The organism is Bacillus sp. S2(2019), from assembly GCF_005144805.1.
GTDB lineage: Bacteria > Bacillota > Bacilli > Bacillales > Bacillaceae > Bacillus > Bacillus altitudinis.
Genome location: NZ_SWFL01000001.1, coordinates 968,357 through 988,055 on the forward strand (window position 1 = coordinate 968,357; position 19,699 = coordinate 988,055).

The 19,699-nt window shown below is 40.7% G+C and carries 20 protein-coding genes, 16 tRNA genes and 1 rRNA gene; 6 read left to right on the forward strand and 31 right to left on the reverse strand.

Annotation, left to right across the window (positions count from 1 at the left end; translation table 11 throughout):
* Positions 1-17: 17 nt before the first annotated feature.
* From FBF75_RS04925 to FBF75_RS04975, 10 genes are all read right to left on the reverse strand, one after another.
* Positions 18-299: a hypothetical protein gene (locus tag FBF75_RS04925; protein WP_008349089.1), complete on the reverse strand. Its 282-nt coding sequence runs from the start codon at positions 297-299 to the stop codon at positions 18-20.
* Positions 296-1,201, reverse strand: a complete 906-nt coding sequence (locus FBF75_RS04930) for a PqqD family protein (RefSeq protein WP_046527427.1) — start codon at positions 1,199-1,201, stop codon at positions 296-298. Before FBF75_RS04930 ends, FBF75_RS04925 begins: the two co-directional genes overlap by 4 nt.
* On the reverse strand, positions 1,185-2,651 hold the full coding sequence (locus FBF75_RS04935) for a hypothetical protein (RefSeq protein ID WP_136944493.1): 1,467 nt from the start codon (positions 2,649-2,651) through the stop codon (positions 1,185-1,187). The genes FBF75_RS04930 and FBF75_RS04935 overlap by 17 nt, the downstream gene beginning before the upstream one ends.
* Positions 2,629-3,375: an ABC transporter ATP-binding protein gene (locus tag FBF75_RS04940; protein ID WP_008349096.1), complete on the reverse strand. Its 747-nt coding sequence runs from the start codon at positions 3,373-3,375 to the stop codon at positions 2,629-2,631. The genes FBF75_RS04935 and FBF75_RS04940 overlap by 23 nt, the downstream gene beginning before the upstream one ends.
* 115 nt (positions 3,376-3,490) lie before the next feature.
* Positions 3,491-3,703, reverse strand: coding sequence for a hypothetical protein (locus tag FBF75_RS04945; protein ID WP_003211695.1), 213 nt, complete (start codon positions 3,701-3,703; stop codon positions 3,491-3,493).
* Between the two features lie 543 nt (positions 3,704-4,246).
* A complete protein-coding gene (gene ssuD, locus FBF75_RS04955) occupies positions 4,247-5,389 on the reverse strand; it encodes an FMNH2-dependent alkanesulfonate monooxygenase (RefSeq protein ID WP_046527430.1) in 1,143 nt (380 codons plus the stop codon).
* 14 nt (positions 5,390-5,403) lie between these two features.
* Entirely contained in the window at positions 5,404-6,192 is a 789-nt protein-coding gene (locus FBF75_RS04960) for an ABC transporter permease (RefSeq protein ID WP_231583298.1), read from the reverse strand.
* A gap of 44 nt (positions 6,193-6,236) precedes the next feature.
* Complete coding sequence (locus FBF75_RS04965) at positions 6,237-7,226, reverse strand: aliphatic sulfonate ABC transporter substrate-binding protein (protein WP_136944495.1); 990 nt, start codon at positions 7,224-7,226, stop codon at positions 6,237-6,239.
* Positions 7,227-7,240: 14 nt separating this feature from the next.
* Entirely contained in the window at positions 7,241-8,008 is a 768-nt protein-coding gene (locus tag FBF75_RS04970) for an ABC transporter ATP-binding protein (protein WP_008349106.1), read from the reverse strand.
* A gap of 162 nt (positions 8,009-8,170) precedes the next feature.
* Positions 8,171-8,326 (reverse strand): FbpB family small basic protein, encoded by a 156-nt coding sequence (locus FBF75_RS04975; protein WP_008349111.1) that lies wholly within the window; start codon positions 8,324-8,326, stop codon positions 8,171-8,173.
* 265 nt (positions 8,327-8,591) lie between these two features.
* Here FBF75_RS04975 and FBF75_RS04980 point away from each other — a divergent pair, with 265 nt between their 5' ends.
* Positions 8,592-9,884, forward strand: a complete 1,293-nt coding sequence (locus FBF75_RS04980) for a homocysteine synthase (RefSeq protein WP_008349114.1) — start codon at positions 8,592-8,594, stop codon at positions 9,882-9,884.
* Positions 9,885-9,926: 42 nt separating this feature from the next.
* Here FBF75_RS04980 and lepB read toward each other — a convergent pair whose 3' ends face one another.
* Together lepB and ltaS are read right to left on the reverse strand one after the other, a co-directional pair.
* The gene (lepB, locus tag FBF75_RS04985; protein ID WP_017360387.1) at positions 9,927-10,493 is read right to left on the reverse strand and encodes a signal peptidase I; all 567 of its coding nucleotides are present in this window, start codon (positions 10,491-10,493) and stop codon (positions 9,927-9,929) included.
* 156 nt (positions 10,494-10,649) lie between these two features.
* Positions 10,650-12,593: a lipoteichoic acid synthase gene (ltaS, locus tag FBF75_RS04990; RefSeq protein ID WP_007497007.1), complete on the reverse strand. Its 1,944-nt coding sequence runs from the start codon at positions 12,591-12,593 to the stop codon at positions 10,650-10,652.
* Positions 12,594-13,127: 534 nt separating this feature from the next.
* On the opposite strand from ltaS, the gene FBF75_RS04995 reads away from it, so the two are divergent.
* The 5 genes from FBF75_RS04995 (at position 13,128) to FBF75_RS05015 (ending at position 15,923) form a co-directional block, all read left to right on the forward strand.
* Entirely contained in the window at positions 13,128-13,931 is an 804-nt protein-coding gene (locus tag FBF75_RS04995; RefSeq protein ID WP_017360389.1) for a DUF2262 domain-containing protein, read from the forward strand.
* Between the two features lie 18 nt (positions 13,932-13,949).
* On the forward strand, positions 13,950-14,639 hold the full coding sequence (locus FBF75_RS05000) for a DUF1963 domain-containing protein (protein ID WP_017360390.1): 690 nt from the start codon (positions 13,950-13,952) through the stop codon (positions 14,637-14,639).
* 64 nt (positions 14,640-14,703) lie between these two features.
* Positions 14,704-14,997, forward strand: coding sequence for a hypothetical protein (locus tag FBF75_RS05005; RefSeq protein WP_017360391.1), 294 nt, complete (start codon positions 14,704-14,706; stop codon positions 14,995-14,997).
* Positions 14,998-15,114: 117 nt separating this feature from the next.
* Positions 15,115-15,306 (forward strand): hypothetical protein, encoded by a 192-nt coding sequence (locus FBF75_RS05010; RefSeq protein ID WP_017360392.1) that lies wholly within the window; start codon positions 15,115-15,117, stop codon positions 15,304-15,306.
* A gap of 71 nt (positions 15,307-15,377) precedes the next feature.
* A complete protein-coding gene (locus tag FBF75_RS05015; protein WP_017360393.1) occupies positions 15,378-15,923 on the forward strand; it encodes a histidine phosphatase family protein in 546 nt (181 codons plus the stop codon).
* Between the two features lie 45 nt (positions 15,924-15,968).
* Here the strand turns inward: FBF75_RS05015 and FBF75_RS05020 are convergent, their stop codons facing one another.
* The 19 genes from FBF75_RS05020 to rrf all read right to left on the reverse strand — a co-directional run bounded on the left by FBF75_RS05020 (position 15,969) and on the right by rrf (position 19,511).
* A complete protein-coding gene (locus tag FBF75_RS05020; RefSeq protein WP_017360394.1) occupies positions 15,969-16,670 on the reverse strand; it encodes a hypothetical protein in 702 nt (233 codons plus the stop codon).
* Positions 16,671-16,789: 119 nt separating this feature from the next.
* Entirely contained in the window at positions 16,790-17,584 is a 795-nt protein-coding gene (locus FBF75_RS05025; protein ID WP_017360395.1) for a phosphotransferase, read from the reverse strand.
* Between the two features lie 324 nt (positions 17,585-17,908).
* Positions 17,909-17,990, reverse strand: a tRNA-Leu gene (locus tag FBF75_RS05030).
* 38 nt (positions 17,991-18,028) lie between these two features.
* A tRNA-Leu gene (locus FBF75_RS05035) sits at positions 18,029-18,117 on the reverse strand.
* Between the two features lie 14 nt (positions 18,118-18,131).
* Positions 18,132-18,202, reverse strand: a tRNA-Cys gene (locus tag FBF75_RS05040).
* A gap of 5 nt (positions 18,203-18,207) precedes the next feature.
* Positions 18,208-18,282: transfer RNA gene (locus FBF75_RS05045), tRNA-Gly, on the reverse strand.
* Positions 18,283-18,289: 7 nt separating this feature from the next.
* A tRNA-Gln gene (locus FBF75_RS05050) sits at positions 18,290-18,361 on the reverse strand.
* A gap of 9 nt (positions 18,362-18,370) precedes the next feature.
* Positions 18,371-18,446 (reverse strand) — tRNA-His (locus tag FBF75_RS05055).
* A 24-nt stretch (positions 18,447-18,470) separates the two neighbouring features.
* Positions 18,471-18,544, reverse strand: a tRNA-Trp gene (locus tag FBF75_RS05060).
* Positions 18,545-18,557: 13 nt separating this feature from the next.
* Positions 18,558-18,642 (reverse strand) — tRNA-Tyr (locus FBF75_RS05065).
* 15 nt (positions 18,643-18,657) lie between these two features.
* Positions 18,658-18,730, reverse strand: a tRNA-Thr gene (locus FBF75_RS05070).
* Between the two features lie 6 nt (positions 18,731-18,736).
* Positions 18,737-18,812 (reverse strand) — tRNA-Phe (locus FBF75_RS05075).
* A 19-nt stretch (positions 18,813-18,831) separates the two neighbouring features.
* A tRNA-Asp gene (locus FBF75_RS05080) sits at positions 18,832-18,908 on the reverse strand.
* A 14-nt stretch (positions 18,909-18,922) separates the two neighbouring features.
* Positions 18,923-18,999: transfer RNA gene (locus FBF75_RS05085), tRNA-Met, on the reverse strand.
* Between the two features lie 15 nt (positions 19,000-19,014).
* Positions 19,015-19,090: transfer RNA gene (locus tag FBF75_RS05090), tRNA-Val, on the reverse strand.
* A 32-nt stretch (positions 19,091-19,122) separates the two neighbouring features.
* Positions 19,123-19,197 (reverse strand) — tRNA-Glu (locus tag FBF75_RS05095).
* A 19-nt stretch (positions 19,198-19,216) separates the two neighbouring features.
* Positions 19,217-19,307 (reverse strand) — tRNA-Ser (locus FBF75_RS05100).
* Positions 19,308-19,311: 4 nt separating this feature from the next.
* Positions 19,312-19,386, reverse strand: a tRNA-Asn gene (locus FBF75_RS05105).
* 9 nt (positions 19,387-19,395) lie between these two features.
* A 5S ribosomal RNA gene (gene rrf / locus FBF75_RS05110) occupies positions 19,396-19,511 on the reverse strand.
* Positions 19,512-19,699: the final 188 nt, after the last annotated feature.

The following is a 19,699-nucleotide window of genomic DNA, read 5'->3' on the forward strand; positions in this document are numbered from 1 at the left end:
AGATTAGGAGAATTCTCCTAATCTTTCGCTTTTTTCTGTTTCATGGCTGATAGGAATGCCACAATGAGAAAACTGACAGCAAAAATGACAACCATATAAATAAAAAAGTTTGGTTTGATTTGGAACGTAAATGCAGACGAACCTTCCATCTCAAAAGCAAGACTGTTAAATAATAATTCATTATTTGTTTTTGATTGAAATAAGTGATAGAACAGAACACCAATGGTCAACATCGGAAAACCTAAGAAACCTAGGAAACTACCAACAATTGCACCTTGTTTCATTGCCTGAACGTTCATGATCGTTGTCCTCCCATTCCACCAAGCAATAACTGCTTCATAATAGACTTACCATCCCCCATAAACGGAAGAAGGTAGAGCAATTGAATAAAATATGTGATTGAAAAAATGAAAAACCCTGTCGAAATTGGATTTTCTTTTAGAAATAAAACAGTCACAATGATTCCGACTGCGCCAATGAGCCCCGGCAAAAGCGGACCAAGCAGTGTAATCCACACTTGTTTTTTCTGAAACGGATCTAAAACAGGTCTCACAAATTTCACAGACATCATATCGCTCGCAAAAAAGCCTTGAGGGCCATCCCGGCCGGCGAACTTCCGATGTGCATACCCATGCGCCGCCTCATGCAAGGCAGTTCCAGTAATTAATCCGAAATAAATAATCGTAAAATAAATCGCAATGGCTGCAATCGATGGATCAGGAATAAATAAAAAGGCGATTCCCGCCATGATCATAAAAAGCACCCAGAAAAAGATGATTTTGCGCGTCACCATCAGCAGAGCCGTACCCAATATGTGAAGAAATGAATGACCCGTGCAGTCAAACCGCTCTTTCATCTTTACTTGATACTGCTTAAAAAATTGACAGAAGGCTGTGACAGTCCGATATGGCGATTGATAATGAATCGACAGCAAGTGATGCTGATTCAGCCCCATCATCAATTGATAAAAATCACGGGCAATCACAGACTCATCGACCTGAAACAAATCGGCGAGCTCTGCCGTAATACTCGCCTCTGTCCTTTGACCATCCACTTTCGTTAACATATGATATGCACTTTCGTTAATCGGAAGCGAACTTCCGTACTGCGTATCAGTCAAATGTCTTTTTTGTAAAGTCACATATGGCGCAAGTGCCGGCACCCGCTCAATCTTTAGCTTATTGTTAAGAAGTTGAATCATGTGAATACCTCCATGAAAAACCTTTATATATGGCAAAGATGAGCAGACATTCAAATCCTGCCACAAGCAGCCACTGAATCATTTGACTCGATTCCCCTATCACATAGTTTCCAATAAATACAATCGGAATCATGATTAAAATAAGCGCTCCAAACGAGAAAATGCCTGTGTATGGATTATTTCGATCAAGGGGCAATAAAATACCCACCACATAAAAGAGAGCCGTTGCATTACACAAGACAGCAGCGCCAATCAACACGATCCAGATCTGATCCGGGAGCGTCAGTGTTGTGATCATAAATAAAACAATTTGGATCACACCAACGAGCAAAAGCCCGAGGAACTTATAAAGTGCCACTTCCCACGGCCTTAGACCAAACGTTTTATACATCCCAAGCATACGTTTGTCATTGCCGAATGAATTAAAAGCTGTTAACCCAGCTAGCGCACATAAGACAAAATAAGCTTCTCCTTCAAAGCGGAAGGCAAACTGATAACGGACAAATAAAATGACAATAAGGAGAATGAGAAAGTTTAAAATATTTTCTTCATTTCTCACTTGTGACTTTATTTCCTTTACAATGAGTGACCACTTTTTCGAAGATGAAAATGGCAGTTTGTGCAGAAAGGTTAACGCTTTTTTCTCAGCCATAATTGGCATTAAAGCAAGAGAAATAAATGCGCCTCCCGCAGATAATAAGATGAAGAGGATCAACATCGCATAATTCACCCCGTCAGGAGACATCCCTTGTGCCGCTAAGAAAAACGGTGCTGTAAAATACATCAAATGATAATCAAACTGTACATATGATTGCTGTATTTGATTAATGTCGAAATGTGTCATTCCATAGGCTACAACTAGCGCTAATAAAACAAATATCGCTGCAAATTTTTGCAACGGTAATTTTAATTTTAGTACGAGTAAATAAGTCACGTTGTAAATGAGCTGAAGCAGTGTTAAGACAAAGAGCGATTGCAACAGCACCATCAAAAAGAACGTAAGAATAAAGAAAATACCGATCCCTTGTGCAATAAAATTAGGTAAAAGCAAGATCCCGATGAAAAATAAAACAAGCCCTGTCACGACTGTCACCATCGGAATGAAGTAACCAAGACTTTTTTGAAAGGTAGACAGCGGAAACCAGCTGAGCTGCATAGAAAAACGATCTTGTTCAGGTGTTCTGACTTTGATCAGCACAAATAACAAGCTTGTAAAAATGGATGCATTGATTGCCATCGACACAACCAACAACCCAAGTGAACGTTCATCTCCATTTAAGAAAGCCTTCATAAAGACACCCGTAAAACTGTATCCGATGATGGCTCCCATTGTGACTGCAAACAAAAAGAATAAGACCACAATGATTCGCTTCGTTTGAGTATCAAAGAGCTTATACATCTCCTGCTGCCACATTTTAAGCATCATTTTAGAAATGATTAATGATTTCATCAAAATGTGCACCCCTATCACTTAACATTGAAGCTTTCAGAAACACCTGTTCCAATGTGCTTGATTGATACTTTTCTTTTAAGGCTGAAACCGTCCCTTCATCCATTTTATTTCCTTTAGAAATAATGGCGATCTTGTGGCACAGCTCTTCCGCTGAAAGCATATCATGCGTTGAAAGCAAGATTGCACCATGGTGCTCGGCATAACGTTTCATTAGTTTTTTTGTGTTTATAACCGCTTCAATATCAAGTCCTCTAAAGGGCTCATCCATGATCACTAATTGACTCTCAAGCATAAAGGCAGCAATCAGCTGTGTCTTTTTTTTCATTCCATGGGAATAGGTTTCAATCGGTCTTGATAAAGCTGATTCCATATCAAACAATTCAATTAGTTGATTTCTTCTTTGAATTGTTTTACATTCATACATAGAAGAAACGAAATCTAAATATTCAGCACCAGTCAATGCTTCAGGGAGCAGCAGATCATCTGGAACATAGGCGACTTGTTTTTTAAAGGATGGATCATCATTTGTGACGTCCTTGATATGAATCGTTCCTTCTGTATGCTTAATGATGCCGAGTACACAGTTAATCATCGTTGTTTTACCGGATCCATTTGGTCCAGCCACAGCAACGATTTGATGAGGGGCAATTTTTAAATGAAAATCATTGACAGCAGTCACGTTATTTTTATACGTCTTGGTTAAATTCTCGATCGTAAACATATAACCTCCAAGTGTCTGCATATTCTTTAAAAACAGATCAGGCTAAACCGCCCGCCACAGACGGTTTAGCCCTGGTGTCTTATCTAAGAAGTAAAAAGATGAATCCTAAGTATAGCTACTTACATTCAATTTGGACTTTTAAGCCACTTTCCCACTGAACGGCTCCTGTAAAGCTACCCTTGCCGTTTGCTAAACACCAAACTGCTGCTCCTAGAACAACTGTTGCTCCCAATCCAAGAAGGACAGCAACAAATACTAAGAACCAAGCTTGGTCCATAATAGCAGGTTCCATAGTGGAATAGTCAACTTGCGGCGCTGCATAAGTCATACTTTTCACCTCCCAGCTTATGATGATCGTATCATAGGCGTCACACTCCAAACATCAACAGAAGATCCCATTTTTGACCGAACATATTTTCGTGTAAAATGTGACTTTTTATTCAATTGTTCATGTTCAACTGTATAAATTCTCCCTTTTTTACTATTTTTCACCACAACATAAGAACCACAAGACCCAAATATTGGCAATAAATCCATCTTTTTTCTGCCTTTTTTCAAATAGTTCATTTTCATCATCTCTTCTATTTAATCTTTCATTTTTTTGAGATAGAAAGAATTCCCCCGATATATCAGATATAAAAGTCCTAATTATATGTCGTTAACACATCAAATACGACATATTAACTGATAATTCCGATAAAAGAGTGAGCATATTTTCCTTCTTCTCTTGTCTCTTAAAATATGTATATACAAGAAATCCTGTTGGGAAAAAAGCCCTTGCCTTCTTCCACAGCACATATCATTTTACTTGCATCTCTTTCTATAAAAAAAGCAAAGCAGCCCGACACAAGTATGACTGCTTTGCTTTCATTTATGAGGAACTTGCAGCAGAGGCTGTATCAGGAAAGTAATTGTTCCCAATAATTTCACCAGCAGGAACGTGTGGTCCTACATCACCATTTCTTTTAAATGGGAGAAGCGGGAAAACAAGTTCTGCTAAATAATAAGATTCTTCTAAGTGCGGATAACCAGAAAAGATAAATGTATCAATACCTAGAGACTGATATTCTATTATACGTTCTGCTACTGTATGCGGGTCCCCGACGAGCGCTGTTCCTGCCCCGCCTCTAACTAAGCCAATACCTGCCCAAAGATTAGGGCTAATTTCAAGCTTCTCTTTATTCCCTTGATGTAATTCAACCATTCGTTTTTGCCCTACTGAGTCCATCCCTTGTAAAGTCTTTTGCGCCTCATCAATAGTCACTTGATCTAAATGACGAATCAGATGTTCCGCTGCCTGCCAAGCTTCATCTTCCGTTTCTCTCACGATCACATGAAGTCGAATACCAAACCTCACCGTTCTTCCTTCCTTTTCAGCCTGCTTTTTCACTTGTGCGATTTTCTCTTTTACTTGTGCAGGCGGCTCGCCCCAAGTTAAATAAACATCTGTATGTTTTGCAGCGGCTTGAATGCCTGCTTCTGATGATCCTCCAAAAAAAACGGGTGGATGTGGTGTTTGAGCTGGTGGAAATAGCAGACGTCCATTTTGTGCTTGCAGATGCTTCCCTTGAAACTGAACATTCTCTCCTTTCAATAACCGCTTCCAGATGGTCAAAAATTCTTCTGTTGCCTCATAGCGTTCATCATGAGAAATGAATAGCCCGTCTCCTTCAAGTTCTTCTTTACTTCCTCCCGCAACAACATTGATCAGCAGTCTCCCGCCTGAAAGCCGATCAAATGTGGAGGTCATTCTAGCAGCAACAGACGGCTGCATCAACCCTGGCCGAAGAGCCACAAGAAACTTTAAATGAGTTGTTTCTGCAGCTAAAGCGGTCGCTGTCAGCCATGGATCTTCACAAGATCTACCAGTAGGCAGCAAGACCCCTGTGTACCCAAGCTGATCGGCAGCTTGAGCAATTTGTTTAAAATACGGATAGTCTGCCTGTCTTGCCCCTTTCGATGATCCTAAATAACGCCCATCCCCATGCGTTGGAATAAACCATAGAATATTCATCATATCGCCTCCTATTATTTTCCACCTTGATAACTTGTGCGCCATTTGAGCAGTCGCTTTTCTAACAGCCGTACAAATGAATCAGTCATCTTACCAACTACCGCAAAGATGATAATCCCTACAAACACTTTATCAGTTTGCGAGAATTGTCTTGCATCCATAATCATGTAGCCAACTCCACTACTCGACCCCATCAATTCAGCCACCACTAAACCAAGCCAGGCAATGCCTAATGAAAGCCTCACGCCCAGAAGAATATGAGGAAGGGCAGCAGGTAAAATGAGCTTTGTGATATTTTGATACAGATTAAACTCTAAAGCGCGAGCCACATCGAACAGCTTGTTATCTACACTGCGAATTCCTAGAAAGGTATTGATATAGATTGGAAAAAAAGCCCCAAGTGCAATCAATAAAATTTTCGCTGATTCATCAAAACCAAACCAAAGAATAAATAAAGGAGTCACCGCTAAATGAGGAACTGTTCTCAGCATTTGCAAGGTCGGATCTACATACTGCTCGGTTTTCCTAGAAAAACCGACACACAAACCAATCGCAAGTCCTAAACCTCCCCCAAGTAAAAACCCGCATATTGCTCTGTAGAGACTGATGTAAATATGGCCAAACAGCTCACCGGAACGAATCAACTCACGAAAAGATTCTGCAATGACAGTGGGTGCAGGTAGTACAGTAGAAGAAACGATTTGGGAAGCAGCAGCTCCCTGCCAAATCGCAATGAGTAAAGCAGGTAATACAAGTCCTTTTAACATGATGAAGGATGAAGCTTTTCTCCTTTTTTTCTTCATTCGCTCGGTTTTAGTCACAAGGGCTGGGTTAGATGCAGCTTTCATCAATTCTTCTCCTCTTTCAGCATTTTTTCAATAAACGAATTATCTACCACCTGATTGACATCAATCTTCCGCTGTATCGCCTTTGTTTGATATTGAAAATCAGCTGTATGCTGCTGGGCGTTTATGATCTTCTTAGAAATGGGCTCATTGAGCGGCTCTGTATTGTTTAATACTTGTGTCACCACCTTCTGATCTAATTGTTTTAAACGAGCATAAAGTGTAATGGCTTCCTGTTGATGATCTTTCTGCCATTTCACCGCTTTGTCATATACTTTTAAAAATTGCACCACTAGTTCAGGGTACTCATCGGCAAACTTGGTTCTGACAAGTGTGAATCCAGGTGAATATAAATCGGTCGCTTCTCCATTAACCAGTAGCTTTGCTCCCTTTTCTATCGTTTCAAGTGATAAGAACGGCTCCCAGATCGACCAAGCATCAACTGACCCATTTTCAAACGCAGATATTGCCTCATCCGGCTGAAGCTGAATGATCTGGACATCCTTTGCAGATAAACCTGCCTGATCTAATACTTTGTATAAAAAGTCAAAACCACTGCTTCCTTTGGCAACGGCGATTTTTTTCCCTTTTAAATCTTCTACTTTTTGAATCTCACTGTTCTTATTCACTAAAATCCCATTCGCCTTTAACCCATCCTGAGATAAACCAATTTCCTTAAAATCAATACCTGCTGCCTGACCAGCTATAACAGGTGAATTACCAACCTGTGAAAAATCTAATTGATTGGCGGCGAGCCCTTCGAATTGGGGAGGACCACTTTGGAACTCCACCCACTTGACTTTCATACCTTCTTTTTCAAATGATTGCTCAAACCACCCTTTTTCCTTTGCTAAAAGAAGTGGGCTTAGACTTTGCTGAATCCCAATCCGAATCTCTTTCGGCTTGTCTTCTGAGCCATTCGCTGCTTGACCACACCCAGCTAATACAAGGAGGATACCCAGAAAGAGAACGATCCTTTTTTGCCTTTTCATTCGATTTGACCTCCTTAAATTCCTGAGCCATTCGTCAGTAACAGCTCATCTGTTTTCTCAAATTCTGAAAGCACCTTTTGTCTTAAGCTCTGAAAAGCTGTTGACGTTCTATTCCTCGGGAATGGTAAGTTCACGGGAAGGATTTTATGAATTCGGCCGGGTCTTGCTTGTAACAGCACAATTTCATTGGCTAAATAAATGGATTCGTCAATATCATGAGTGACAAGCACCATCGTTGTTCTTTTCTCCTGCCAAATATCCAGCAGCACATCCTGTAAGTGTTTCCGTGTAAATGCATCTAGCGCACCAAAAGGTTCATCAAGCAATAAAATCTCCGGATCACGCAGGAGTGCTCTTGCAATAGCAACACGTTGTGACATCCCGCCTGAAAGCTCATGTGGATAGGCGTGTTCAAAACCTTTTAACCGAACAATGTCAATTAATTCATCCACTTTGCGGCGAACAGCTGCTTGTTTTAAATTGAAATTGGCAGCGATATTTTCTTCGACCGTCAACCATGGAAATAAGCGATGCTCTTGAAAAATAAAGCCCTGTTTCATTCCTGGTTCTGTCACACGCCTTTCTCCTATCACGATCTGCCCATCATAATCTGTATCAAGCCCTCCAATCATCTTCAGCAATGTACTTTTCCCGCAACCGCTCGGACCAATCACCGTCACGAATTCACCAGGAACGATGGTGAGCCTTACGTTTTCAAGCACTTGAATGGTTTGTTTGTCTTTCCAAAAAGACTTATCCACAATATCAATGGAAATAGTCAATGCAAGTTCACTCCTCTTGTCATCAGATAGATACACAGAAAGGCCCTTATCCCAAAAGAGAGATAAGAGCCTTCGTTTTGTCCGATCAGCTTTTCATATTGAGTTGTTAGCACCATCCTAAATCATATTATTCCTATAAATCAACTATATTTTATAAAATGGTTATTTCGACCTTGTATGTTTTTCATCAATACGATCGTAAATGGCTTCTATTCGTTCTTGATTGCTGTAAATCTCATATTTGTTCCGCTCAATCAAAATGTCTAATGTGATATCCATATGTTTTCTGTATTTTTTTCGTTTTTTCTTTTTCTCCATCTTCAACTTCCCTCCTGATTAAAATAAAAAAAGGCCCTTCACTCATGTCTGAGTGAACGAGCCTTCGGTTGACCGATCAGCGATTCTTGTTGGTATTTTCAGTATGCTTATGTTAATACATACTATTCCGACATGTCAACTATATTTATTGTTTTTTCAGATTTATCTAAAAAATGATTGACCGGGCACTAAACAAGATTTATAGTCTTATTAAATATTTCTTATTAAAGTAGTTGGTTTTATCTAACAAAAGGAGGATACACACATGTCAGAAGAACTTCAATTTCGTTTAGAAACAAAAGCAATACACGCAGGTCAAGAACTGGATTCAGCCACCTATTCAAGAGCTGTACCTATTTACCAAACAAGCTCTTTCGGTTTTAGAGATAGTGAGCATGCGGCGAATTTATTTGGACTTCAGGAACCCGGTAATATTTATTCACGTATTATGAACCCGACAAATGATGTGTTTGAAAAACGGATCGCTGAGCTTGAAGGCGGAATTGGTGCACTTGCTGTCTCCTCAGGACAAGCAGCGACCACTTACTCCATTTTAAACATTGCAGGAGCTGGTGACGAAATCGTATCCTCCAGCAGTCTGTATGGCGGCACATATAATTTATTTGCTCATACCTTGAAAAAGCTTGGAATAACAGTAAAGTTTGTGGATTCCTCAAACCTTGAAGAACTTGAAGCAGCCATTACAGATAAAACAAAAGCAGTGTATGCAGAGAGCATCGGAAATCCAAAAGGCGACATTTTACATATTGAAGCCGTATCAGCCATTGCACACAAGCACCACATTCCTCTAATTGTGGATAACACACTTGCAAGCCCTTATTTGTTAAGACCGATTGAATTTGGCGCAGACATTGTTGTCCATTCAGCGACGAAATTCATCGGCGGCCATGGCACATCCATTGGCGGAGTCATCGTCGACAGCGGCAAGTTTCCTTGGAGTGATAGTGATAAGTTCAAAGGCCTGACGGAACCAGACCCTAGCTATCATGGTCTGACGTATACAGAAGCGATTGGCGAAGCAGCTTATATCACAAAAGCACGTGTACAGCTCTTACGTGATCTAGGGGCGGCTTTATCACCATTCAACTCATTTTTACTCTTGCAAGGCTTAGAAACATTGCATCTTCGCCTTGAACGCCACAGTGAAAATGCATTGAAGACAGCACAATTTTTACAAGATCATCCTCTTGTAGAATGGGTCAGCTATCCAGGTCTTGAAGGCCATGAATCCTTTGAGCTGGCTCAAACTTATTTACCAAAAGGGCAAGGCGCCATCCTCACATTCGGCATTAAAGGTGGCAAAGACGCAGGAAAAAAACTCATTGATTCGGTTCAGCTTTTCTCACATCTTGCAAACGTAGGCGACTCTAAGTCACTCATCATCCACCCTGCCAGCACAACGCATCAGCAATTAAGTGAAGCAGAGCAAAAAGCCACAGGGGTGACACCAGAACTTATTCGTTTATCTGTTGGAACAGAAGCGATTGAAGATATTCTGGCAGATCTAGAACAGGCGATTTCAAAAAGCCAGTCTTAACCAAACAAAAAAAGCACACACCTGTGTGCTTTTTCTTATTGACTAGTGATTGATTAATCGAATATCTTGGAAGGGATAAAACACGAATGATGTTGTCCCTTGAATATCACTCTTTGTAAAAAGACCTAAACCGTTGCGACTGTCCATTGAGTTTTGGCGGTTGTCACCCATGACAAAGTACTTTCCTTTAGGAACTGTAAGAGGACCGAAATCAGGTGTCAGCAAGGTGCCATCTGCGGCAGCTTTCTTTTTGTTTGATGCTAAATAAGGCTCTGCCACTTTTTGACCGTTCACATATAGCTGGTCATTTTTCATTTCGATTTTATCACCAGGTAAACCAATCAATCGTTTCACATAGTGAGTACTGCGGTCTTCCCCATCAAGAACGATGATCTGTCCGCGTTTATAATCGCCGAAGTAATCGACTGTTTTATTCACAAACACCCGCTCTGTATTATGCAGTGTCGGTTCCATAGAAGTCCCCTTTACAATATACGGTGCGAATAAAAAGTTACGAATGATAAAAACAGCAATAAATGCGATTAAGATGGCTTTGATCCAGCCCCATAATTCTGATTTCTTTTTTTGTGTTTTTGTATTTGTTGTCATAAGCTCCTCCTGAAATCCCCTAGGACAAAATGAGTTATCGCCAGCTGACCGCTGACGCCACGCTTGTTTCTCCCTAAATATAAACATATTTTGCCAACAAATCAAGCTGTAAGAGAGAAAAAGGCAAGCACCTTTCTGTGCTTGCCCAAAACTCAGTTAGTTAGCAGAAGAATCCGCTTCTGTCTCTTTGTTTGTTTTACCATAGAAATAATCAGATGGATTCACTGGTTTAAAATCAGATAGCTTATGGAATCGAAGAAGATCCCTGTATAGTACTTTATCTGACAAGCTTAACTGATTATCAACACGGGCTTTAATCGCTTCTGTCTTTTTGTTTTGTTTCACCACTTTACCCGTTTTTGTATCGTAGACCGTATTATCTACAAGGGTATATTTTGGTGTCACATAGTTTCCGTTACGGAATGCAACAGTTTGATCATGCTTCTTAGAGAATAAATCTGTTCCAAAATTCACGTACTCATTTGAATCAATACCTTGTAAGTGAAGAAGCGTCGGCATCACGTCTACTTCACCGCCATACGTATGATTCACGCCGCCTTGTTTCCCAGGGATCCGAATCATGAGCGGTACACGCTGATTTTGTGCATTTTGATATGGCGTAATTTCTTTCCCTTGAATCTCACTCATTGCACGGTTATGGTTCTCAGAAATACCGTTATGATCACCATATAATAGAATCACTGAGTCTTTATATAGACCTGATTTTTTCAAGTCCTTAAAGAATTGTTCTAATGACTCATCCAAGTATCTCGCTGTTTGGAAATAATTATCCACTGTTTTATCGCCAGTTGTTGCCTTAGCGATTGTCGCATCTTTCTCATCTAAATTAAATGGATAATGGTTGGTCAATGTCATTAAGTGTGCATAAAATGGCTTTTTCATTGATTCTAACATTGGGATTGATTCTTTAAAGAATGGTTTATCCTTCAAACCCATGTTTACAAGGTTTTCTTCATCCATGTTGTAATAAGATGCATCGAAGAATTGATCAATTCCCATATGTTTATAAATCGTGTCACGGTTCCAGAAAGATTTATAATCCCCGTGAAGCACTGCACTCGTATAGCCTGCTTTTTGATCTAAGATGGCAGGAAGTGATTGGAAGGTATTTTCACCTTTTGTCACAAACGCTGCACCCTCTGGTAAGCCAAACATACTATTATCCATCATGAGCTCAGCATCAGAAGTCTTCCCTTGACCAGTCTGGTGGAAGAAGTTATCAAAATACGTAAAATCTTCTTTTCCATGAGCTAGTTTGTTTAAAAACGGCGTCACTTCTTCTCCATTTAACTTGTAGTCAATTAAAAATGACTGGAAGCTTTCTAAATGGATTTTGATGATGTTTTTCCCTTTAGCTTGACCAAAGTATTCTGCATTTGGTTTCGCATAGTGAGAAGTCGTATAGTTCACGACATCCGTTAAATCATCACTACTCGCATTTGCTACCTGCGTTGCATTTTGTGCAGTTTGCACGCCGTCATAAATCGCATAGTTATAAACACCTAAATATTTCACAATGTACTTATGATCAAATGTTCTCGTCAATAATTCTGGACGATCTTTTTCAGCTAAGTGTAGGTTAACGAAGAACAGTCCAACACCTGCAGCCACAATTAGCAGTGCGAAAGTTTTTTTCATTTGGAACTTCTTCACTTCTGGTCTCCAAATGACAATGGCAATTAAAATGATGATATCAAGGAAGTACAAAAGGTCATGCGGCTTAATACTTGCTAATACACCGCCAGTCATACCTCCCCCAAGATTACCGGCTTGTTTCATTGTCGGGAAGGTTAAAAAATCATCAAAGAAACGATAGTACGCTACATTCGCATATAAAAGTGCGGTCATAATAAAATCAATGACAATTAAAACAATGGCCGATTTACGCCCCTTCAAAAAGAGAGCAAGTCCTAAAAACACGATGGCTGAACTGAATGGATTTAATAAGAGAAGACCCTCTTGAAAAGATCCCTTCACTCCTAAATTAAAGTCCATTTTGTAGGCTGTGTACGATTTTGCCCAAAATAAAAGGACAGCCAAAACAAAAAAGCTATATTTGTTCGCAAATATTTTTTTCATAAAACCTCTTCTTTCTTATTTTCGATCTGATATAAATGAAATCATAAAAAATTTACATTGATTTTGCAAATGTAAATCTTCTGCACCAAGCATTCCGATGCTCTTTTCTCCGCAGGTTACATGTGCTCCTTTAATATAACGAATAAGAAGCATCATAAGTTTCAAAAAAAATACGAGTAAATAAAAGGAAAAATATCCATTTACATTAAATTTACTGCCACTTCATGTTTCAGAGAATGATGAAGGTTTTGTAAATCACTCAGTACTACTTTACTTTTTTCATCTAATCGTGTCAAAGTAATTATAAAGAAAAGGAAGAATCACCTAGGCTTTTCGACTCACTTAGCCAAATTTATACAAAATCCGAACCGATTTGCTTTTTTATTGTGACTCAACCTCCTACAATCCATGTATCTTCTCTGCTGCCACATACCTAAAAAACAGTTTTAAATAAAAAAAGCTTGATTTCCCCTGCCAATGTACGGTGTGATAAAGGTATAGCTCCATCAAATAAATCAAGCTGGGGGACATCCTATGAAATCAAACAAACAAATCAACATATTTGAACAAAGATTCTCAGAAGAAGTGATAGACATCATGGCTGTTACAGGACCTTCTGGAGTCGGCGCAGGAAAAGCAGGAAAAGAGACTCTTTGGACTGCTTCAATCCCGCTCATTGCATGGAAGGAAAAAGACCGCATCATAACCGAAAAAGTGAGACTGTGCTGGTTAACAGATGAAAAGGGATTACGAGAAAAACAAGCGCAATTACATAAAGAATCTATCGTCACACTTCAAGTACGTAAAGGTGAAGGTGAATTTATGCTCGTTTCACTTGTTGATACAGATACTGAAGATAAAGAACTTCAAGAAATATTAGAAGAAGCTCAACAACCTATCTTTTACCATGATGACAAGCTGGGTACCTTTGAATTAGTGAAAGGACTAGACTTATTTGAAACAACCATCAAGTGGGGCAATGAGGAGTGCCTTCTTTACTTCAATCTTGAAGAAGAGGAAGAAATGAATGACTCTCTGAAAACGGCTAGACAACTCGTAGAAGAGCAGACAACATGGGATGCCTCCATGAAGTCATATGCAGCAAATCAGCTGATTGAACTAGCAAAAGATTGGCAGGAACAAGACGACTCCGCTGAACATTCAGAAGAGATCACACCGGATCAATTTATCAGCCGCATCTCTCTTGAAAGCCTCCATGCTTATCCAAATGGAGAATTCGAAGCCTACTATCATGACGGAGATTTATTTTGGGGACATGTCATCATTGTCTCTGGCAATATGAATGGAACGTTTCAAGATGCACACATTGCTGGCTAAAGAATGGGGGATGGATAAATGAAGATCAAAGCTTTTGACGAATTAAATCAACTAGGAAAAACACCTATTGTAGCCAAAATAGGCGGATTTCGTCCTGATCCATCTAAGTACAGCTGGTTTGCTGGCCATTTTTTCATCCAACGTGATAAAGGGTGGCCGGCAGATCAAGATGGAGCTATGATTCCCATTTTACAAATGTATTTACCCGAAGTACCAGGGGGAATGAACGGCTTTGATGAATGTAAGATGATTCAAATTTTCATCAACAAGAAAACCCTTCCGATTGATATCGCCAAAAACGGTGAGGGCTGGAAACTCATTGAATATTCATCAATGGAAGGATTAGAAATCGCTGAGACCCCTGAAGACGTGAAAGGAATTAAACCTTTTCAGATAGAGTGGCTCGAAGGGGAACAACCGGATTATCCATGCTGGGAGGAAGCTTGGTCATACGTTGACTTATCAGAGGTTAATGAAAGTGAAGAAGCGACAGATCATTTCTTCGAGCATTACTCAAACTACTCGTTCACAAAAATCGGTGGATACGGAGCTTACATCCAATCTCCTCCCCACCAGATGTCAGGAGAATTCATGCTGCAAATCGCCTCTGAAGAAAAACCTCGGTTCATGATTGGTGATAACGGCACGATGTATTTCTATTACGACAAAGACAATAAAGAATGGTTCATGCACTGGGATTGTTTTTAAAACCAATTGAAAGGAACCATTCCCCTTTCTAAACGTAATAAACGATATGAAGGGGGCCAGTGATATGGGATTCATTTTAGACATCTTCAATCTTGCTCTGTATATCCCTTTTCTACAGGTAGATGAAGAAGATATATCACGGAATGCAACACAGCTAAAAAAATACAGCTGGTTTCAAGCGTTATTAAATGATCAAACGAGCAGAGAGCTGATCATTTATGATCAAGGAGTCCGCCGTGTAATTGGTCAATTTAAGACGAGTAAACTCCATAAGAAGCCATACAACATCAGATGCGAACGAAAGGTACAACAAGCCATACACCGTGCCATGTCAAAACACGGAAAGATCCGCACTTAGCTGTGGCTCTTTCCGTACAAATGTAATAAATCCTTTTGAAGAAAACAATTGACGCTCGGACAACTCTCCCCGTATATTATGTATAAATCCATCTTTTTATAGAAAAGGGGGCCTCACATGCGCTTGTTTAAGAACTGGAGAAAAAAGCAGCACAAACAGCCGATTACTTCAGAAACGCAAGAAGACAGCATCCCAATTAATTTTTCCACCCTTCCCTTTGGCACAGACACCATAGATGATTTTTTGTTCAACTTAGACCTAACCTCCAAACTCATAGATCCATACAAAGAAGCAGACACGAACAAATAGAACCTAAACTTTCGTGAACCCTCATCCAATATTGGATGATTTTTTTATACTTAGAGGAAGGTGTACCCCCTATGAAGACATATTATTTCGTCAGACACTGTCAAGCAGATGGACAATCCGAGGATGCGTCTTTAACGCCTCAAGGCATCACACAATCGCATGAACTCGCACAGCTTTTTTCCGGCATTCAGCTCAATCAGATCATCTCAAGTCCTTATAAACGAGCGATCCAAACCGCTGAGCCTCTTGCTCATGTCAAACAGATCAAGGTACAAATTGACAAGCGTCTCTCTGAACGTAGGTTAAGCAGTCAACCAATGGAAGATTGGTATGAAAAACTAAAGCTCAGTTTTTCGGACTTGCATATGACCTGTGAAGGCGGAGAATCGAGCCAAGAAGCGATGAATCGTATTGTAGAGGCACTCTATGAACAAATAAAATTAGGAAGAGATCATACTTTATTCGCCACTCATGGCAATATTATGAGCCTGCTTCTAAAACACGCCGATTCTGCAATTGGATTCAAGGAGTGGGAACAACTAAGCAATCCAGATGTCTACATCCTGAAATATTTTAAACCAGGCCATGTAGAAATAGAAAGAATATGGCATAAATAAAAAAGGCAGAGTTGACCCCTGCCTTTTTCTTATGAAAAACAACTATTAGTGATAGTAAAATGTCTGTACCCACTCATAGGGCTTCTTACGATCCGCACACCATTTCACAAAGCCTCTTGTCTCCGTCTGCTGAAATTCCTTCCAGTCCGATAAAAGCTGGTTATAGTAGACTGCTAGTTTTTCAACATTGGTTTGAACCTTTTTATCTTCGATCAGTTTCATGACATCTTGAATCCCTTGAATTCGCTCATGATCTTTCTCATAGGTGCTTAAATAAAGATCTTCATGTATATGATGGAACGAATACCACAAAGCCGAGAAATAGGTTTCGCAAATTTGGACAATCACTCGCTGCTCTTTGCTGCCTCCCATCTCTAATGCCTTCAATAAATAGGGCAGCCCTTCCTCCTGATGCACAAACAAGCCTTGCCATCGATACGGTCTGGCATCCATTGGATCAATATTTTCCCACTCTTGAAGAACAGGGTGGATCACCCCATTTACCAATGGATACACAAGCAAATGATGACCATCCTCAAAACGTTCAATGTAATCAAACAGCCAAGCAACAAATGAACGCCGTGCTGTAAATTCGTTCTTATTCATCTCTTCAACAAAAGACTGAAGAACCTTTAACGCATCTTTACGCAGACCCTGTTCTTTCCTGACACAGTACTGTCTAAAAAGCGGATAATCATGTGATCGCTCATCTTCAATAATAGTCTGTAATATCGTCTTCGTTTGCAAGATAACAACTCCGCCTCTTTACATTCATTCTATTGAACTATTATAACCAATTGTAACATCCACATGAAACTAGTAAAAAGATGAGTTGTCCTTTTTCTTTTATAAAACCCTTGGCATCCTCAAACCCATTCTTTTCTGTGCTCATGAATGAATTGTATGTCTTTTTGATAATGTTCAAAGTGCCCCTCATGAATCATTTTTTGAAAAGCTCTATCCCCTTCACTCGCTTTTCGCTTCATGTATTGACATAAACCTTCTAAACGCAGCAGCACCATATCCACATAATCTTCTGCTATGTCCTCACCATAAGCTTCAAAAAACAGTTTGACTCTATACTTTATATGGGCTGCATGCTCTAATGAATGATAATTCACGACCTCCCCTGTTTCAGTGCGAAAAAGTCTACTGAGAGGCACACATGTATAAAGGGTATATGCAATATCCCAAAGCCTTGGACCAGGGGCAGCTACATCAAAATCAATGATTCCCACTGGCTTTTTATTTTTGAAAATAATATTGTACATCGCAAAATCATTATGGCACACAACCTCTATGTTGTTAGGCGTATTGTCCATTCGTTCCCAATCGTCTGAAATGGGAAAATCACTAACAGCATCATGATACAGTCTAAGCATTCTCGCTATTTCTTTTAAAGCATTGTGAGAGCACATGTATTCTTTTAAGGGATCATGACCGGCTACACCTTCAATGAAGGACAAGATCTCTCTACCTTTTTCATCAACCCCTAAAAACGTTGGAGCATAGGAGAAATTCTTTTTTTCTAAATGCTTTAGCAGCTTTTGTATATTCATATTGTCTGACTTTACCTCTCTGCGAACCGTATCTCCTGAACGATATACGTTGGAGACATTTCCACCTGTCAATAACTCTTCATGGTCATTTTGTTTTTTCATAAATTCTCCCCCAAACTGGGTCACAATGATGATGCAAGCTAAAGATGTGTATGTACCCACAAATATTCATTTAGTTACACAAAGGTAATTCACTGTTTTATGTGAATGCGCTACTCCATTTTGATTCCTTATATGGTTAAATGTATCGTACCAAATGTTGCAAATCATCTAAAGTTTATTCTGTTAAAAGTAGTACATGCTCATTCTGTTCTAATAGGATTCTATTTTCATCTAAATAACTCATTTAAACCACAAAAAAACGTTTCACCACGAGGGTGAAACGTTAGGTTCACGGTAAAAACCAATCATGAAACTTTTAATAGATACCGGTGGCCGGGGTCGAACCGGCACTCCGTGAGGAACACGATTTTGAGTCGTGCGCGTCTGCCAATTCCGCCACACCGGCATGATCATTAAAGAGCGCAACTTATAATAAATAAAAAATGGTGCCGAGGGCCGGACTTGAACCGGCACGGTAGTCACCTACCGCAGGATTTTAAGTCCTGTGTGTCTGCCAATTCCACCACCCCGGCAGTCTTTTCAAAAAAGGCGACACCCGGATTTGAACCGGGGATAAAGGTTTTGCAGACCTCTGCCTTACCACTTGGCTATGCCGCCATAATTGGAGCGGAAGACGGGATTCGAACCCGCGACCCCCACCTTGGCAAGGTGGTGTTCTACCACTGAACTACTTCCGCATATCAACTGGGCTAGCTGGATTCGAACCAACGCATGACGGAGTCAAAGTCCGTTGCCTTACCGCTTGGCTATAGCCCAATAATAAAATGGGGCGATTGATGGGAATCGAACCCACGAGTGCCAGAGCCACAATCTGGTGCGTTAACCACTTCGCCACAACCGCCATAGATGTTATGAATCATATAATTGGCAGGGGCAGTAGGAATCGAACCCACACCGGAGGTTTTGGAGACCTCTGTTCTACCGTTAAACTATGCCCCTATGAAAATAAAAATGGTGGAGGGGGGCGGATTCGAACCGCCGAACCCGGAGGGAGCGGATTTACAGTCCGCCGCGTTTAGCCACTTCGCTACCCCTCCACATTTGAAAAACAGTGCCGGCAAGAGGACTTGAACCCCCAACCTACTGATTACAAGTCAGTTGCTCTACCAATTGAGCTACACCGGCAAATAGTGGTGGCTCGGGACGGAATCGAACCGCCGACACACGGATTTTCAGTCCGTTGCTCTACCAACTGAGCTACCGAGCCAAATATTCTTTTTGAAAAATGGCGGTCCGGACGGGACTCGAACCCGCGACCTCCTGCGTGACAGGCAGGCATTCTAACCAACTGAACTACCGGACCAATAAAGAGAAATTTGGTTGCGGGGGCAGGATTTGAACCTGCGACCTTCGGGTTATGAGCCCGACGAGCTACCGAACTGCTCCACCCCGCGACGATATAAAAGATATGGTGGAGGATGACGGGCTCGAACCGCCGACCCTCTGCTTGTAAGGCAGATGCTCTCCCAGCTGAGCTAATCCTCCGAATAAAATGCTGGTATGTATTTCTATAAAAATGGTGACCCGTACGGGATTCGAACCCGTGTTACCGCCGTGAAAGGGCGGTGTCTTAACCGCTTGACCAACGGGCCCTCTATTATATGTATCTTGTGGCGGAGAGCAAGGGATTCGAACCCTTGAGACGGGGTTACCGCCTACACGATTTCCAATCGTGCTCCTTCGGCCACTCGGACAGCTCTCCAAATTGGCTCCGCAGGTAGGATTCGAACCTACGACCGATCGGTTAACAGCCGATAGCTCTACCACTGAGCTACTGCGGAATGAAGAAAGCCTGGCGATGTCCTACTCTCACAGGGGGAAACCCCCAACTACCATCGGCGCTGAAGAGCTTAACTTCCGTGTTCGGTATGGGAACGGGTGTGACCTCTTCGCCATCATCACCAGACAATTTAGTGACAAAAGATATTATACTATGTATTACAAATAAATCAAGAGATATTTCAAAAAATGTTCTCTCAAAACTAGATAACAATGTTCATTTTTCACATTAGAATATAGGTTAAGTCCTCGATCTATTAGTATCTGTCAGCTCCACGTGTCACCACGCTTCCACCTCAGACCTATCAACCTGAT